The sequence below is a fragment of the Deltaproteobacteria bacterium genome (assembly GCA_019308925.1).
Taxonomy (GTDB): Bacteria; Desulfobacterota; B13-G15; order B13-G15; family RBG-16-54-18; genus JAFDHG01.
Map to the genome: position 1 here is coordinate 1 of JAFDHG010000053.1, position 15,965 is coordinate 15,965.

A 15,965-nucleotide genomic window follows, 5' to 3' on the forward strand; every position below is an offset into this window, starting at 1 on the left:
TTCACGATAATGGTCTTTAAGTTATTTGTGGCATCTACGTTGACTGTCCAGCTCCTGTTAAAACCCATATCACCCAGGGCCTTGATGGGGTTCTGGGAGTCCTGATGGGTTCCACCGCTAAGCAGGGGATCGTCATAGGCGAGGTTTCGAAGCTCCTCTAACTGGTCCTGCGCAAGGGTGATCCCAATGGTCATCTGGTTGCTGAAGGAGTTACCCCTGGTGGAGACGATCTGCAACCCGGCCAGCCCCAAGAGCCCGATGGATAAGATCACCACAGCGACCATCACCTCCAATAACGTGAAGCCCGATCGTGTTTTTACAATGCTTGTCATACGTGTTTTAATACTCATCTATCCTTATCCTTCCTGCAGACGATACAACGACTTGTCGGCCTTTGTTGTTTTTCGTGTGTATCAAAAAAACCGTACCAGCGCCGAATCCCCCAGAATTATTTTTCGGTAAGCCCCTGGCATTAAAGGCGACTGACGGCTCTCCATTATCATTATTTGTGAACGTTATTCCATCACCTCCGCCTTTAGCAGTGTCAAAACCTATATTGCGGTATTCGTTGCTCCATATCACTTTTTTATAAATGTTAGTCTCCTCACTTGTACCTAAATCCAACTCAAGGTCATTATCATCGTCAGGAAACACGATGTAGTCATAATTTTTACCGCTTATACTTATGTTAAACGTTACCGTGCAATACTTACCCCTGTTAATCGCTTTCAATTTGGCGAATTGAAAATCTGACACCATTTCTCTTGCTGCTTGCCTTATCCTGTAGTTGTCCGCCCATTCCCCTATGGCTGGGGCCATAAAAAGAGCCGCGATGGCAATTATGGCCACCACCACCATCAACTCTATAAGAGTGATCCCCTTTGTCATCCCGTACACTCCTCTCTTAATAAACAAATTCTGTGCCAAAGTTTATCATATTGTAATTTGTGAAAATAATTGGCTTTTTCGTCATCCAATAATTCTTTGAAGGCGATTTTTGCAAAATATTTGCGCAGTACTGTAAACTAATTTTACATTTCCCCTTCTTTCCCATAGTCCTCCAGGCCGTATTCCTTCATCTTATGCAAAAGGGACATACGGCTGATTTCCAACATCCTTGCAGCCCGTACCCTGTTCCCCTTTGTTGCCTCGAGGGCCTCCTTTATCAGCCTCTTCTCCATTCTTCGGGCGTTCTCCTTGATGGACAAGACCTCTTTGCTGGAGACCATTTCCTCCTCTGTCATCTCCCGTATGTATGGAGGTAGAAGACCGGCCCCCAGGATCTTCCCCTCAGCCAAGACCATGGCCCTTTCGATGGTGTTCTCCAACTCCCGCACATTGCCTGGCCAGGGGTATTGGAGAAACCTCTCCATCACCTCCCTGGACACCCCGTTTATCTTTAACCCCAGTTTTCGGTTATACAGATCGATAAAATGGTCGACCAAGAGGGGTATATCCTCCCTTCTGTCCCGGAGGGGTGGGAGAGGAATTGGTAGGACGCTGAGGCGATAATAGAGGTCCTCCCTGAATCTACCTTCTTTTACCTCTTTGGCGAGGTCTTTGGCCGTGGCAGCAATGATGCGGACATCCACTTTTGCAGATGCCGTATCCCCTACCCTTCTTATCTCTCCGTCTTGGAGCACACGAAGCAGTTTCACCTGTAGACTTTGGGGAAGCTCCCCCACCTCATCCAGAAACATCGTCCCCTTGTGGGCCATCTCAAAGAGGCCCTTTTTCAATCTGACGGCATCAGTAAAGGCCCCTTTGACATGACCAAAAAGCTCACTTTCGAGTAAATTCTCAGGTATTGCCCCGCAATTAACTGAAATTAAAGCTTTTTCCTTTCGATCGCTGTTATAATGAATGGCCTTGGCCACCAGCTCCTTTCCAGTCCCACTCTCGCCGATGATCAAGACAGACGACTTATATCTGGCCACCTTTTTGATGAGATCGAAGATCTTGGCCATTTTCTCGCTCTTGGCAACGATGTTCTCCAGGCCATAATCTCTTTGTACCTCCTCCCTGAGCCTTATATTTTCCTCACGCAACCTCTCCCTCTCTTCTGCCTTCTTGAGGGTGAGGATGATCTCGTCGGCATTAAAGGGCTTAGAGACATAGTCATAGGCCCCGATTTTCATCGCCTCTACCGCCGTATCTACGGTACCATAGGCAGACATCATGATGACGGTCCCCTCCATCCTCCTTGCCTTTACCTCCTGAAGGAAGGCCATACCATCCATTTTAGGCATTCTAATATCGCATAAGATGATATCCCATACCTTTTCCTCCATCTTTTCCAGCGCCTCCATCCCGTCTTTGGCGGTCTCTACTTCGTACCCCTCTTCTTCGAGGATCATCTTTAAGAAATGGCGCAGGTTCTCCTCATCATCTATGACCAGCACCCTTCTGCCCAACATCGTCGTCTCCTAAACCCTCATGAGGGTTTTCTCCTATTATCCCGTTTAGGTAAAAATACTATTCTCCTTTGTTCGAACTCAACCTTGCGGAGGTTACTCCCCCCAAAGATAAGATACCTTTTTGGGGGTTTCAGGGTGCTAAAGCCTCCTGACGTAAGGTTGAAATATCTTAAGAGCCAAAATTCCTCTATGGCCCAATTTACCGGGAAGTATTTTCACGATAAATTGGGCATAATTTGAGTTCAAAATATCACATTAATCACTTATAGGCAAGGGCGGAAGCAAACTCTTGGTGCTCTTGACATCATTCTTCTTCTGTGTTATTTAAGGAATGGTTAAACCAAAATAAAAGTTCAACAAAAATATGAGGGGGAAATGTTTGGAAGGGTTTTAAAAAAGGGTTTAATCGTCATTCCAAAAGAGGTGAGGAAAAAGACCGGCCTCTCCCCTGGGGATAAGGTGGAAATAAAGGTTTCAAAAGAAGGAATTGTTATCTCACCACTAAGTATAAATCATACCGAGGAGACAAAAGGCATAATCAAGGGCCGGCTTTCTCTCAAGGAACTTGAGGAGATCTATGCAAGTGATTAGAGAGTTAAAGAATTTCCCTGAGAGGGCCAGTATTTTTGTTGATGCGAATATCTTCCTGCATCACGCCTTTGGCATCAATGAAGTCTCCGTGGAGTTTCTCAAAAGGGTGGAAAATATTTCAGTTAAGGCCTATACCTCTGTATTGGTACTAGAGGAAGTCTTCTTTAAACTTATGCTGCAGGTGTCTTCCAATTTCTTGGAAAGAGTAACGATAAAAAGGGTGAAAAGTCTCTTGAAGGATGAAAGCAAAAGATCAGAGATATTCAGGCCTCTTTTCGAGTATCAAAACTTCTTAAATGTATTGAGGGATTCAGGGCTCAGGATTAGTGAGGTGAGGACATCTGATTTGGACACAGCCCTCCGCCTATCAGAGAAATGGGGACTTGTAACCGCCGATGCCCTACATCTGGCGGTGATGAAAAGGAGAGGACTAACTCACTTGGCATCGGATGATAGTGATTTTGAAGGGATAGAAGACATAAGTCTTTGGAAACCTTGACACCTTTCCTGCCAAGGTATATCTTGATGATGCCATATATTTTATCGTCTGCCGGCGTAGCTCAGAGGTAGAGCGGCTGATTCGTAATCAGTAGGTCGGGAGTTCGACCCTCCCCGCCGGCTCCAATGATTTCGGTCAGTTACAATACTATCCCTCCTAAATTACCTACGAAGTGTATCGGTTTTTGTGTACTTCAGAAGAACATATTAGGAGATAATCCATCTGATTCTTTAGGTACCGGAATCAAGTGGATTTTTTGCTTTCTTTGTAGTAATAAGAGGTTGATCTTTCAGCTATAATACTTTACCTTAGAGGTCAAACCCCAGTGGAGAAATGGAGGTTGTCATGCCGAAGATAGAAAATAAGGTCGTTGTTCATTTTCGAGATGGGAGGATAGTGAAGGGGTATACTTATGATTTTAACCCCAACAAGGATATTTTCCATGTCACCGAAGCCCAACATGCGAAGGAGGTCATCGAGGTATCCACTTCTCTCATGAAGGCGGTCTTTTTTGTTAAAAGCTTCGAGGGAAGTAAAGATCATAGGCGTCACAATGACTTTTCCATGGAGAGCCTTAAAAACATCCCCGGTTTAAAGTTAAAGGTTATCTTCTTCGATGGGGAAGCGATGTACGGCACGACTCATGGATATGCACCGGAAAGGAAGGCCTTTTTTATTTTCCCCACCGATAAGGAGAGCAACAACGAAAGGGTCTTTGTCATTAGGGAATCAACAGTTGCGGTGGAAACGTGGAGGTGAAAAGGGCCATATAAGCCCACTAATTCAATGCCTTTCAGGCCTTCACCAATAAAGGATTCAAGGGGCCGAATAGCTCATGGGTCATGATAATGAGCTATCAGCTATGAGCTAAAAGAGGGTTTAAGGGGTTTGTCTTTCACTAGAATCCTGGACCCCTTGGCCCCTGGAACCCTATGAGATGAATCCTTGAACCCTTAATGTAGGGATTTATCCAGCCTTATATGCCCTCATCCCGCTTTCTCATCATCAATGCCGATGATCTCGGCATCTCCTCTGAGGTCAACCAAGGGATACGTATCGCCTATGAAAAGGGGGTAATCACGGACTCGTCCCTGTTGATAAAAGGGCCTTACAGCAAAGAGTCCATAGAGATGATCAAGGGGGTTCCCTCCTTTCGGGTGGGCCTCCACATAGATCTAGACCCATTGCTGGGTTGGGAATCCCCTGGAAAAGAGAGATACCCCCGCCAGGAACTCCTTCGGATGATGAATGATCCCGATTTCGCCAGCAGGGTTGGGGAAGAAATTGATAAACAGATAACGGCCTTCCTCGAAGAAGGGCTGACGCCCTCTCATGTTGACACTCATCATCACGTCCATAGCTTCCCACAAATCCTCCTTCCTCTTGTCGAGGCAATGGTGAGGTATGAAATTAAGGCCATTCGCTTTTGCCGAAAAGGCTATTACCTCATGGGAAGACAGGACATAACATTAACTCCGGAGGTGGCCTGCTGGATGGAAAAACTGCTCCAAGAAAAAGGAATCTTCTATCCCCATCACTTTATTGATCCCACATTCCCCTTTTCCCTAAAGGAGCTCCCCCAGGGGATCACGGAGTTGATGGTGCATCCCAGTACAGGAGGGGAACCATGGAGGAGGAAGGACTTCGAGATGCTCATGGACCCCTTCTTTGCGACCACCTTGGGGGAAGAAGGCATTGATCTCATAAGTTTCTCAGAGTTGGGGGTCTCTCTTCATTACACAGTTAATAGAGGCTAGCTTTAAAAAGCTAGCCCCTATCCTTTATGACTTTACCCTAGATTATTGAAGTGCCTCTTGGCAGGCCTGGTAACCGAGGTCAAAGGCTTTAAAGTTAACCGGGACCACCTTGGCCGGGAAACGCTCCTCGATGGATTCTTTCACCGTTTCTATCTTTATCGGAAGCTGCTCAGTGCCAAATAATGCACCCATCATCACGATATTGGTTGTCAGCAGGTTTCCTGCTTCCCTGGCAAGTTGGGTGGCATCCAGCCCAATTATTTTGCTTGAGGTCTTACCGAGTTTTTCCACCATTGCTTCCAGAGGGGGATACTTGCTTTGCCCCAAGGAAACGGTAAACGGGACGACCATGGCTGTGTTGAGTATGACCACACTCGACTTGGACAGAAAGGTGATATTTCTTAATGCCTCTGATGGCTCCAATGCCACCAGAATATCGCATTTTCCCAAGGGAGGGAGGGGACCATATACATCGCTTCCCATTCTGATGCTGCTGAATACCGAACCACCTCTCACTGCCATTCCCAGCACCTCAGAGCCTCTAACCCTCAGGCCATCCTTAACTGCTGAATTTCCCAGTAGTTCTGACATCAGGATTACACCTTGTCCACCAACCCCGGAGATTAGTACATTAAGCTCTTTTATCATTTCTCTACTCCTGTACTATAGCATTGTAGGGACAGACTTGGGCACAAACTGTGCAACCATCACACATGGAGTCATCAATCATGGTTCTATCGTCTTCTCTTAAAGTAGCTGGGCAGCCCAGCAGCATAATACACTTTTCACTGCCCACATCACAGCTAAGGCAGCGTTTAGCCTCAGCGGTGGCTACCTCTGGAGTGAAGCCACTTTCAATCTCAGTGAACCACTTGACTCGCTCAGCCACAGGCAATTTGCTAGCTTCTGCCCTCGGTAGTGACTCGATGCCACTCAAAGAGAGCTCTTCATAGCTGACGACTGGTTTTTCCTCCTCGGCCACGCTGAGCGTCTCTCCCTTGAAGTACCTGTCAATCGAGTTTGCTGCCTTTCTGCCCGCGGCAACGGCATCGGCTACCATGGCTGGGCCGGTAACCACGTCACCGCCAGCGAAGATGCCCGGTTTATCGGTAGCGAGAGTACTAGCATCAACTGTCAAGGTGCCCTGGGGTGAAGCTTTAAGCTGGTCATCAGTGAACGGAAGTTCCGGTACCTGTCCGATAGCCACTATTATGGTGTCAGCATCAACAGTAAACTCAGACCCTTTGATCGGGACAGGGCGTTTTCTGCCACTGGCATCAGGCTCGCCCAGCTCCATCCGAATGCACTCTAATCCTGTAGGTTCGCCATCGCCCAAGACTTTGATCGGAGCAGCCAGGTAGGTAATATTGACACCTTCTTCCTCAGCGGCTTTAATTTCTTCATCGCTAGCCGGCATTTCTGCTCTGGAGCGGCGGTAGATAATAGATACCTGTTTGGCTCCCTGCCTGAGGGCTACCCGGGCGGCATCAATAGCCGCATTGCCACCACCAATAACGACAGTTTTCTCCCCGACGTTTACTTGCCCGCCCAGATTAATCTCACGGAGGAAGCTCAGGGCAGGAATGACTCCTTCTTTCTCCTCCCCAGGTGCACCAAGGTTCATGCTTTTGTGAGCGCCTACAGCGACAAAAACTGCATTATATCCCTGCTTCAGAAGGTCGTCTACGGAAATAACCTGGGTGTTGAGGCGGATTTCAACACCCAGGTCTTCAATTCGCTTAATCTCTGTCTTCAGCACATCCTTAGGTAGCCGATATTCAGGAATGCCTACTGCCAGCATGCCACCGGGCACGGGTAGGGCCTCGAAGATAGTCACCGGATATCCCTTCTTGGCCGTATAATAAGCACAACTGAGGCCGGCTGGTCCAGAGCCAATGATGGCTATCCTTTCCTCTCTCTTGGCTTTTATGACCTCTTCGCCGGGAAGATTGGCTTCATAGTCTCCCAATAATCTTTCTATCTTGTGAATAGCAACTGCCTCATCGTATTGGCCACGGTTACATTCCGCCTCACAGGGGTGATAGCACACTCTCCCGAGGACAGCAGGCAAGGGGTTGGTCTGCTTAACTATCTCTAATGCCTCTTGGAGTTTCCCCTGCTTGACCAGGTTAGTGAAACCTGGTATATCATTGCCAGCCGGGCAAGCAACAGCACAGGGCATTGCTTTGTTTTTGGATTTAACGCATTTCTCTTCATCTACACGGTAATGGATTATTTTCTCTTTCCGCTTTCTCTTTTCCCTTTCTGCTATCCTGGCGCAGAGCCTTCGGCAAACTACCAGCGACGGTCCCTCAAACCTTATCGCCCTTTCCATAGTATCGGTTGTCGTTTTCAGGTCAAAGGGGTCTACAACCTCGACGAACTTCACTCCGCAGGCCCTGGCTATCTCTTCAGGTTTTAGCTGAACAGTCTCATCGCCGGTAGCAGTATAACCCGTGCCTGCATCAGGCTGAAAACCGGTCATCGCCGTGGTGCCGTTATCAAGCACTACCATAGTTATATTTGCCTTATTGTAGACTGCATCTATCAGCGGAGGTATCCCTGCATGGAAGAAGGTGGAGTCACCCAGGTGAGCTATTACTGGCACATCTGTAGCATGTGCAAAACCATTAGCCAGACCAAAGCTGGCTCCCATGCAGATAGTGACATCGTTAGATTCAAGGGGCGGTGGATTGCCCAGGGTATAGCAGCCAATATCCCCCGGGTAGATAGGCACTGTGTCCTCACCATAATCCCTAGCCACCTTTCTTGCCGCTATCTTAATGGCGTAGAAGGAGCCCCGGTGCGGGCAGCCAGCGCACAGGGCCGGTGGTCTCAGTGGCAATAGCGGAGCTGTCTCTGCTTCAAGCTTTTCTATCTCCCCAAGATCGACAGGCAGTTCGAAGTTGGTCAGACTGGCGATAGGCTTCATAATCTTGCTTGTAGATAGCTCTCCTATTGTAGTAAGCAAATCCTTGCCGTGGATTTTGACTGGAATATTTTCTTCCTGGGCAATGGCTTTTACATGGAGCTCAATAAACGGCTCCAGCTCTTCCACGATAAGTACCTCAGGTACTGAGGTTAGTAGTTCTTTTACCAGGTCCTCGGGGAGGGGGTAAGGCGTTCCAATCTTGAGGACTGAAACCTTATCGCCAATACCCAGCCACTTTAATGCCTCCTGGGTATAACTGTATGGCACCCCGGCGGCAATTATACCCAGCTTGGCTCCAGAAGCCAGATTTAGTTGGTTATAGGGGAGCGTATTTACCCGTTTTTTTATCTCCTCAAGCCGCTTGATCATCTTTGGCCGGTTTGTTCGGGCTCCAAGCGGTGTTAGCACAAAGCGGATGCGGTCTTTCTTAAACAAGCCTTTCCGCCTCTCTCTTGATATCTTCCCCAGGGTCACATCGCTGCGGGCATGACCTATCCTGGTTACCGACCTGACCATAAAGAGATGCTTGAATTCTTCGGAGAGGGCAAAGGCATCAACCATCATATCCTTGGCCTCTTCGGCATAAGAAGGTTCAAACATGGGTATGTAGCCCTGCCTGGCAACAAATCGGCTATCCTGTTCATTCTGTGAGCTCCATGCCCAGGGGTCATCGGCGACGAGAAGCACCAGGGCTCCTGTAACGCCTATATAGCTGGCTGACATTATTGGGTCATGAGCTACATTTAGCCCCACATGTTTCATCGATGCCATTGCCCTTAACCCAGAGAGTGAGGCGGCAAAAGCCACTTCAAAGGCCACCTTCTCATTGGTAGCCCACTCGACATACATATCCACTTCCTTGGCTACGCTGGCTAAGGTTTCCATTATTTCGCTTGATGGGGTCCCTGGATAGGCAGCAGCGACCTGGACTCCCGCCTCAACGGCCCCCCTGGCTATGGCCTCATTGCCAAGCATGAAAAGCCTTTCTCCTGGTGCATCAGAACTGATAGTTAATCCTTTCAACGCCAGCCTCCTTTCTTAGATTATCTGTTGATTTAAAATATGGTAAGGGGTCCGAGACATAGGGAAATATAACCTCGTCTGTGTACCCTGCGGTGAGGACCTGAAATTTGTTGTCGAAGCACGGCAGTCACTATAGTAATCCTAGCCCCTATTGTCAAGAATAAAATTTAGGGCTTTCGCCACGGGGAGGGAGGCCGTTTAGCACCCACCTTAAATCATCACCCAGATCCCTTCTTGAGAAATATGATAAACTTCGCACCCTTACCCCTTTTACTCTCCACCTTTAACCTTCCCCCGAAGTCCTCGATGATCTTTAAGGAGATGGAGAGCCCAAGACCGGTCCCCTTGTCCGGTGACTTGGTAGTGTAGAAGGGATCAAAGACCTTATCAAGATCTTTGGTGGGGATGCCTTCCCCTGTATCCTTTATGGAGATGGTCACCCACCCATCCTTTTCCTCCTCAGTCCTAATGGATATTGACCCGCCTTGAGGCATGGCATCGGCGGCGTTTATCAATATATTGACCATAACCTGTTGCAGTTGATCGCTGTTTCCCCTGACGGGCGGAAGGTCGTCTCTTAAAGAGAGGTCAATGGCTATATCCTTAAACCCCTTTTGCACGGTCACCAGATTCAGAGAGTCTTGGATAACCAGATTTACATCTATATCCTCTATCTGTGAGGAGGGGGATCTTGAGAATTGCAAAAGGTCTTTGATGATGCGGTGGATCCTCTCCGTCTCCTTCCTCGTCCTCTCCACTAAGTCCACAAGGATTTCGTCGTCCCTCAGCTTCTTGCGCAGGATCTCCGTGTGACCCAATACTGAGGTCAATGGGTTCCCTATCTCATGGGCTACCCCAGCGGCCAATCTACCCACTAAGGCCAATTTTTCCGATAGCAAAAGCTCTTCTTGTGTCTCCTTTAACTTTTTGATGCTTGCCTCCAGATCCCTCTGTTTTTCGGCCAACCTCTCCACCATCTGATTAAAGGTCTTGGCCAACTGCCCTATCTCGTTCTCATATTCCACCTGCGCCCTTTGGTCCAATTCCCCTTCCCTTATCTGTTGCGCCACCTCCACCAATCTCTTTAAGGGGTTTACTACCACCCGTGCCAAGAGAAAACTCCCAAAGGTGACCAAGACCAGGGAGTCCAACAAGATCAAGATGAGGACCAACCTCCGAAAGACCACCAATCTCTCTGTTACATCAGCCAACGAAAAGGAGACCTGCACCCCTCCAATTACCCTCCCCCCCTTTATGAGGGGGGCTGTCAGGATGAGCCTCCTGTAAAAGGACCACCAAAGGGTCCCCCTCCTCTCCACCCTCACCTCCTCCGTCCGCTGTGCAATGGCCTTGCGCAGATCTTCTCCATATCTTCCCCCCCTCCCCCTGGTGATCAAAGACCTCAGGTCTCTATCTACTATCCAAATCCCCTCCACCTCCCTCAGCTGAGTGAAACCAATGAGGATCCTCGACAGGCTGGGATCTTGATACCACCTTTCCCCCTGGAAGGCGGCGACACCCCTCTGCAGGGAGGAGAGGACAATATGCCCCCCTGCTATCTTCTGCTCCAGGACCTCCTTCTCGCTCACCTTGAGGATGGTAAAACCGATCAGCAGGAGGGAGGCCACTATTAAGATGGCAATATTGAGGACGATCTCCGTCCTTAGCCCCACCTGGACCTTGCGCAAAAGCCACTTCATCCCCATACCTCAGCCAGCAATCCCTTGTAAGAACCCCAAGTACCAGTTGATCAGGGCCTCTCCCCAAAATATGTAGATGATGCCCCCCAGGGAGAGGAAGGGGCCAAAGGGGACGGCATACTTGCTGTCCGCCTCCGAGGAGACCAGCATCAAGGTCACCCCCACCACGGCACCGACGAGGGAACTGCACAGGATGGTGAATAACACCCCCTTCCAGCCAATGAAGGCCCCGATCATGGCCAGAAGCTTTATATCCCCTCCTCCCATCCCTTCCCTTTTAGTTACCAAGTGATAGCCGCTGGCTACCAGATATAACGCCCCTCCCCCCAAGAGGACCCCGATAAGGGAATCCTTGAACGACATCTGAGGGTGGAACCAGGAGATAGCTAAACCTGCCAAGATCCCCGGAAGGCTGATCACATCCGGGATGACCTTGTGAGAGAAATCGATGAAGCTCACCACCGTGAGGGAGGCAAAAAAGGCAAAATATACCAGATAAAGGGGGGAGATGCCGTAACGTAGAAGTAGGGTAATGGAAAAGATGCCTGTGAGCAACTCCACTAAGGGGTAACGAAAGGAGATTGGAGCATTACATGCCCTGCACCTGCCACGCAGTAGGATAAAACTCAACAGGGGGATGTTGTCATAGAAATGGATGGGGGTACCACAATGGGGGCAGTGAGAGGAGGGGGAGACGATAGATCCCTCCTGTGGAATCCTGTAGATGCAGACGTTGAGAAAGCTCCCGATAGTTGCCCCGAAGACAAAGCCAAAAAATAGGATCATCCCGTTCATTCGAGCCCCCTCCCCTTCTCCCTGAGCAGCCTCCGGTAAAGTTGCTCTTGTTCCCTGAGCATGCTCCAGATATTGAACTCCTCCACCATCTCTCTACCCCGCTCCCCCAGATCCTTTGCCTCCTTGGGGTGATCCAGGAGATAGACCACCCTCCTAGTTACCCCCTTTATGTCCCTGGGTTCTGCCAAAAAGCCATTCACCCCATGGACCACTGCCTCGGGGGTCCCATCGACCCTGGTGGCGACAATGGGTATCCCCATGGTCATGGCCTGGGGTAAGACTCGAGGGAGCCCCTCCCACAAGGAGGTAAGGACGAAGATGTCGGTGGCGGCCAGGATCTCTGGGATATCCCTGCGCCAACCCAGGAGTTTGAACCTCTTTCCCAGACCCAACTCCTGCACCCTCCTTTCCACCCTGCCCCTCAATACCCCATCCCCCACCATGATGAAAGTGGCCTCCCTCTCTTGCAGGAGCAGATGGGCCACCTCTACATAATCCAAGGGTGCCTTTTGGGGCTTGAGACATCCGATCATGGTAATCAGGGGGAGGTCGGGGTCCACCCCTAGCTCCCCCTTTTTCTCCTCCGTTTTGACCCTCACCCCTATAAACTCCTCTAATTCTATCCCACTCCTGATCAGGACCGCCTTCTGTGGAGGAAAGATACCCAAATCCACCCCCTTTTCCATATTGGCCCGGGAGACGACTATGAATGTATCGGTGATCTTGGCAGTCAACCTTTCAAGAAAGATGAAGAAGCCCCTGACAGGGGAGGGTTGATAGTCGTGAAAGCCAAAACCGTGGATGGTGTGGATGATGACGTCCGCCCCAGCATATCTTGCCGCCCATCTCCCCACAATACCCGCCTTGGAGCTATGGGTATGGACGATCATAGGAGATGAATTCCCCTTCTTTATCTTCCTTAGGATTCCCTTTATCTTGAACAAGGCCCTTAAGTCCATAAGGGGGTTTATCTCCCTGATGAGCTCAGGGAGCAGAAATGTCCTCACTCCCTTGAGGGCCAGTGCCTCCGGTACCAAGATCCCCTCATTGTTGGTTATCAAATAGGGGCGAAAGAGGTCTCGGTCCAGATGCCCGAGGGTAAAGAGGGTGTTCTGCTGGGCCCCGCCCAATTCCAGCTTCGTAATGATGTGCACTATCTTAACAGGCCTCATAATAGATCCTTAGCTACATCCCTTCCCTGTAGAAGGGTCTCTTCCATAGTGGCATAACCCCAATGCCCGTATCTCCCTATAGGGTAAATATGCTGGGAGCGAAGATATTGGAAGATCCGAGGGAGGTGTTGGCGTCGGAATGGATCGTAGATCACATAGGCGTGTTTGATCATCAGCACCTTTTCGGCCAATACCTCATCGTCATCCCTCAAGATCCCACAGGAGATCAGGGCGGAAAGGGTCCTCTCCCGTACCTCTTCCACAGAGGGGGGGGTTGAGGGGAGATAGGATATCTCCACAGAGAGGGAGCTGGCCCCCTTCGGGGCCATACGGGGGGAGAGATTGCTGGGAAAACCCACCCGGTAAAAGGGGTATGGAGGCTCAGGGTAATAGATCCAGTGATAATCAGATACCCGGGCCCTCTTCACACCCAGGTTGATGTTGAGGACGGAGACGTATCGGAGGCGACCCCCCAGATCGTTTATCTCCTCAGGGAGGGATGCGATGCGGCGCACGAGCTCATTCAGAGGGAGGGAGGAGATCAAGGCATGGTAGGCTACTTCACTTCCATCCTTAAACCTTACCATCCTCTTCTCTATGTCGATGGATTTGGCCTCTTTACCGAGGTGAACATCCCCGACCTTGGGCAGGAAGGCCTGAGGGAGGGCCTTTATCCCCCCTTGGATGGGATAGAGAAACTCTTGATTATAGCCAAACCCCTTGAGGTTGATTCCTAAGGCTCCATCGATCACCTCTTCGAGAGTTGGGCAAGGAACAAATCTCTCAACCCACTCCAAGGAGATCTCCTGCAGGGGGATCCTCCAGAGCTTTTCATTGTAAGGGATCATAAAGTATTTGGCGATCCCCGGGCCAAAGGCCTGATAGATCCAACTAAGGAAGTCATCCCCTCCTTTTGCTTTATCACAGTAAGCTCGGATATATCCGAGCAAACACTCCCTGATCATCTGTTTCGGTAATGCCCAAAGGTTCGCCTGAAAGGGATAGGGGATATATCTGCCCCCAAGGTATATGGCCGCGCGACGTTGGTGCCTAGCAAACAGATCCGGCAGCAATTCCTCCAGGAGCCCCTGTGTGTAAGGGTGATGAAGGTGCAGGAGATGGCCGGTGTAGTCAAAGGTAAACCCATCCTGGACCACCGAGCGACAGAGCCCTCCCACCTCTCCTTCCCCCTCGAATATCTGATACTCCCTCCCCTTCAGATGAAAGGCGGCACTCAACCCTGATAGGCCGGCCCCCAGGATGATGATCATCTCACCTCCACCCTCTGCAATAGAAATATGGACACCAACCCAGCTATGGCCAACAGCCCCACCAAGGAAACCACCTGATAGGGGGAGGAGAACCTCATAATGAGGAGCCCTAACCCTCCCAAGATGGCGGCCGCTCCATAGCTTAACCAGATCACCCCTTTTACGGAAAGCCCTGCTGCCTGAAGGCGCAGCGCATAATGGTCAGGACTCCCCAGAAAGATGGGGATCCCCTTGCGCCAGCGGGCGAACATAACCAAGAAGGTATCGAAAATAGGAATCCCCAAGATCACCACTGGGGCCAAAAAGCCGAGGACGTTCTTCTCGGTATAACTGCCGATCATCGCCAGGGCCCCTATCATCAACCCTAAGAACATGCTCCCTGCATCACCCATATAGATCTGGGCTGGGGAGAAGTTATATCTGAGAAAACCTAGCAGGCTCCCGGCCAGGGTGATGGCCACGATAGCGATCATTATCCTCCCATTGAGCAGGGCAACAAGGAAGAATGCCAAGGAGGCGAAAAGGGCAACGCCAGCAGAGAGTCCATCCATGACGTCGATGATGTTGAATGCATTGGACATCCCCACCAACCAAAGAAAGGTGAGGGGGATGCTGACATAGGTGGGGAGAAAGATCAGCTTGATGAAGATGCCTGACCTGACCAAAACCAAGACCGCAACCATCTGCCCGGCGATCTTAACCAAGGGATTCAGAAAACCGAGGTCATCGATGAAACCCAACATCAAGACGATGGCTCCGGCAAGGAGCAGCCCCAAGACCTCTTGGTTGAACTTAAAACTAAAGGCCAAGGCGAGCATAAAGGACAGGTAGATGGCGATCCCCCCCAGATAAGGGACAGGCTCCTTATGCCTCTTCAATCTCCCATCAGGCTGGTCTACAATCCCAAACTGCAGGGCCGCCCTGCGCATGATAGAGGTGAGGTAGAGGGATAAGATGAAGGAAAGCACAAAAGTAAAGAGGTAGATCAACATTTCTTAAACCAATACTACCCTCAGGTTATACCATTCTTTGTTGCTTCACAGATCTTCCTGACAATATTTTATGCAATATTCCTTCCAACTTTTTAAATCCACCATGTTTTTTAGGATACTATATCCCTTCTGGATGTTACCTCCCCTTAATTTGTCAAATTGAGGGAAAGCTCTCATGAGGGTTTGGATTTGGATAATACGGTTGGCCGACTCCTAGATTCATGTATCTGCGATATCAATGACAAGCATAGACCTAATACGCATCTCCTCGTGGAAAGACGTTGACTACTGCAATGATCTTTTCGTCCCTCAGAAGGGAGAAAATAAGGCGGCAACCACCTACTCTAAGCCTGAAGAACCCTTTTAGGTCTCCTGTAAGAGGTCTAACTTGGGGGTGATCTAAAGGATCTTCCATATCAGCCGTCTCCAGCAGTCTTTCTTTTATCCTTTTTCTTAGATCCGCATCAAGTCTCCTGTAATATTTCTCTGCGCTGGTGGAGAACCTAACCCTCCAGATCACCTATCTCCTTTCCTCCTCCCTTCTTTATCTCCTCCAACCCTTCATGGCACTCTTTTACAAATCCGGGAACCCCTATAAGTTCCAAGCTCTCCTTATGTCTCTCTATATATTCGTCTACCAACTCCTCAAAGATCTTACTCAACGGCCTGTTTTCATAACCCGCTATGGCCCTGATTAGCCTCAATTTACCCTCTGGGAGCCTCAAGGTTGTCGCTCCTTTCATTCAAAACCTCCCTTGAAATATTGATAAAATTATAATACCACAATTTCACAAAATTTCCATATCTTTCTGAAAT

15 protein-coding genes, 1 tRNA gene and 1 pseudogene are annotated in these 15,965 nt (G+C 49.5%); 5 read left to right on the forward strand and 12 right to left on the reverse strand.

Features of this window, described 5'->3' with window-relative positions:
- Nucleotides 1-230: 230 nt before the first annotated feature.
- From JRI46_09230 to JRI46_09240, 3 genes and pseudogenes are all read right to left on the reverse strand, one after another.
- Nucleotides 231-350, reverse strand: a pseudogene (locus JRI46_09230) (prepilin-type N-terminal cleavage/methylation domain-containing protein).
- Nucleotides 340-888 carry a GspH/FimT family pseudopilin gene (locus tag JRI46_09235; protein MBW2039765.1) on the reverse strand — a complete coding sequence of 183 codons (549 nt, stop codon included), beginning with the start codon at nt 886-888 and terminating at the stop codon, nt 340-342. The pseudogene JRI46_09230 and the gene JRI46_09235 overlap by 11 nt, the downstream one beginning before the upstream one ends.
- A gap of 143 nt (nt 889-1,031) precedes the next feature.
- A complete protein-coding gene (locus JRI46_09240; GenBank protein ID MBW2039766.1) occupies nt 1,032-2,417 on the reverse strand; it encodes a sigma-54-dependent Fis family transcriptional regulator in 1,386 nt (461 codons plus the stop codon).
- A 375-nt stretch (nt 2,418-2,792) separates the two neighbouring features.
- Between JRI46_09240 and JRI46_09245 the strand changes: the two genes are divergently transcribed.
- The 5 genes from JRI46_09245 (at nt 2,793) to JRI46_09265 (ending at nt 5,264) form a co-directional block, all read left to right on the forward strand.
- Complete coding sequence (locus tag JRI46_09245) at nt 2,793-3,008, forward strand: AbrB/MazE/SpoVT family DNA-binding domain-containing protein (GenBank protein ID MBW2039767.1); 216 nt, start codon at nt 2,793-2,795, stop codon at nt 3,006-3,008.
- Entirely contained in the window at nt 2,995-3,507 is a 513-nt protein-coding gene (locus tag JRI46_09250; GenBank protein MBW2039768.1) for a PIN domain-containing protein, read from the forward strand. The genes JRI46_09245 and JRI46_09250 overlap by 14 nt, the downstream gene beginning before the upstream one ends.
- Nucleotides 3,508-3,557: 50 nt before the next feature.
- Nucleotides 3,558-3,632, forward strand: a tRNA-Thr gene (locus tag JRI46_09255).
- A gap of 220 nt (nt 3,633-3,852) precedes the next feature.
- Nucleotides 3,853-4,266, forward strand: a complete 414-nt coding sequence (locus JRI46_09260; protein MBW2039769.1) for a hypothetical protein — start codon at nt 3,853-3,855, stop codon at nt 4,264-4,266.
- Nucleotides 4,267-4,487: 221 nt separating this feature from the next.
- On the forward strand, nt 4,488-5,264 hold the full coding sequence (locus JRI46_09265; GenBank protein MBW2039770.1) for a ChbG/HpnK family deacetylase: 777 nt from the start codon (nt 4,488-4,490) through the stop codon (nt 5,262-5,264).
- Between the two features lie 42 nt (nt 5,265-5,306).
- On the opposite strand, the gene iorB is transcribed toward JRI46_09265, so the two are convergent.
- From iorB to JRI46_09310, 9 genes are all read right to left on the reverse strand, one after another.
- Nucleotides 5,307-5,912, reverse strand: a complete 606-nt coding sequence (iorB, locus tag JRI46_09270) for an indolepyruvate ferredoxin oxidoreductase subunit beta (GenBank protein ID MBW2039771.1) — start codon at nt 5,910-5,912, stop codon at nt 5,307-5,309.
- Nucleotides 5,913-5,916: 4 nt separating this feature from the next.
- Complete coding sequence (gene iorA, locus JRI46_09275) at nt 5,917-9,219, reverse strand: indolepyruvate ferredoxin oxidoreductase subunit alpha (GenBank protein ID MBW2039772.1); 3,303 nt, start codon at nt 9,217-9,219, stop codon at nt 5,917-5,919.
- Nucleotides 9,220-9,437: 218 nt separating this feature from the next.
- A complete protein-coding gene (locus JRI46_09280) occupies nt 9,438-10,919 on the reverse strand; it encodes a HAMP domain-containing protein (GenBank protein ID MBW2039773.1) in 1,482 nt (493 codons plus the stop codon).
- Nucleotides 10,920-10,928: 9 nt separating this feature from the next.
- Nucleotides 10,929-11,714 (reverse strand): prepilin peptidase, encoded by a 786-nt coding sequence (locus tag JRI46_09285; GenBank protein MBW2039774.1) that lies wholly within the window; start codon nt 11,712-11,714, stop codon nt 10,929-10,931.
- On the reverse strand, nt 11,711-12,886 hold the full coding sequence (locus JRI46_09290; GenBank protein MBW2039775.1) for a glycosyltransferase family 4 protein: 1,176 nt from the start codon (nt 12,884-12,886) through the stop codon (nt 11,711-11,713). The genes JRI46_09285 and JRI46_09290 overlap by 4 nt, the downstream gene beginning before the upstream one ends.
- A complete protein-coding gene (locus JRI46_09295) occupies nt 12,883-14,157 on the reverse strand; it encodes an FAD-dependent oxidoreductase (protein MBW2039776.1) in 1,275 nt (424 codons plus the stop codon). Before JRI46_09295 ends, JRI46_09290 begins: the two co-directional genes overlap by 4 nt.
- Nucleotides 14,154-15,149, reverse strand: coding sequence for an undecaprenyl/decaprenyl-phosphate alpha-N-acetylglucosaminyl 1-phosphate transferase (locus JRI46_09300; protein ID MBW2039777.1), 996 nt, complete (start codon nt 15,147-15,149; stop codon nt 14,154-14,156). Before JRI46_09300 ends, JRI46_09295 begins: the two co-directional genes overlap by 4 nt.
- A gap of 253 nt (nt 15,150-15,402) precedes the next feature.
- The gene (locus tag JRI46_09305) at nt 15,403-15,669 is read right to left on the reverse strand and encodes a type II toxin-antitoxin system RelE/ParE family toxin (GenBank protein MBW2039778.1); all 267 of its coding nucleotides are present in this window, start codon (nt 15,667-15,669) and stop codon (nt 15,403-15,405) included.
- On the reverse strand, nt 15,653-15,892 hold the full coding sequence (locus JRI46_09310) for a hypothetical protein (GenBank protein MBW2039779.1): 240 nt from the start codon (nt 15,890-15,892) through the stop codon (nt 15,653-15,655). The genes JRI46_09305 and JRI46_09310 overlap by 17 nt, the downstream gene beginning before the upstream one ends.
- Nucleotides 15,893-15,965: the final 73 nt, after the last annotated feature.

What these genes read in the sequence shown, in the direction of transcription:
- JRI46_09235 (MBW2039765.1), bottom strand. Translation starts at nt 888, where the DNA reads ATGACAAAGGGGATCACTCTTATAGAGTTGATGGTGGTGGTGGCCATA.
- JRI46_09240 (MBW2039766.1), bottom strand. Translation starts at nt 2,417, where the DNA reads ATGTTGGGCAGAAGGGTGCTGGTCATAGATGATGAGGAGAACCTGCGC.
- JRI46_09245 (MBW2039767.1), top strand. Translation starts at nt 2,793, where the DNA reads ATGTTTGGAAGGGTTTTAAAAAAGGGTTTAATCGTCATTCCAAAAGAG.
- JRI46_09250 (MBW2039768.1), top strand. Translation starts at nt 2,995, where the DNA reads ATGCAAGTGATTAGAGAGTTAAAGAATTTCCCTGAGAGGGCCAGTATT.
- JRI46_09260 (MBW2039769.1), top strand. Translation starts at nt 3,853, where the DNA reads ATGCCGAAGATAGAAAATAAGGTCGTTGTTCATTTTCGAGATGGGAGG.
- JRI46_09265 (MBW2039770.1), top strand. Translation starts at nt 4,488, where the DNA reads ATGCCCTCATCCCGCTTTCTCATCATCAATGCCGATGATCTCGGCATC.
- iorB (MBW2039771.1), bottom strand. Translation starts at nt 5,912, where the DNA reads ATGATAAAAGAGCTTAATGTACTAATCTCCGGGGTTGGTGGACAAGGT.
- JRI46_09280 (MBW2039773.1), bottom strand. Translation starts at nt 10,919, where the DNA reads ATGAAGTGGCTTTTGCGCAAGGTCCAGGTGGGGCTAAGGACGGAGATC.
- JRI46_09285 (MBW2039774.1), bottom strand. Translation starts at nt 11,714, where the DNA reads ATGAACGGGATGATCCTATTTTTTGGCTTTGTCTTCGGGGCAACTATC.
- JRI46_09290 (MBW2039775.1), bottom strand. Translation starts at nt 12,886, where the DNA reads ATGAGGCCTGTTAAGATAGTGCACATCATTACGAAGCTGGAATTGGGC.
- JRI46_09295 (MBW2039776.1), bottom strand. Translation starts at nt 14,157, where the DNA reads ATGATCATCATCCTGGGGGCCGGCCTATCAGGGTTGAGTGCCGCCTTT.
- JRI46_09300 (MBW2039777.1), bottom strand. Translation starts at nt 15,149, where the DNA reads ATGTTGATCTACCTCTTTACTTTTGTGCTTTCCTTCATCTTATCCCTC.
- JRI46_09310 (MBW2039779.1), bottom strand. Translation starts at nt 15,892, where the DNA reads ATGAAAGGAGCGACAACCTTGAGGCTCCCAGAGGGTAAATTGAGGCTA.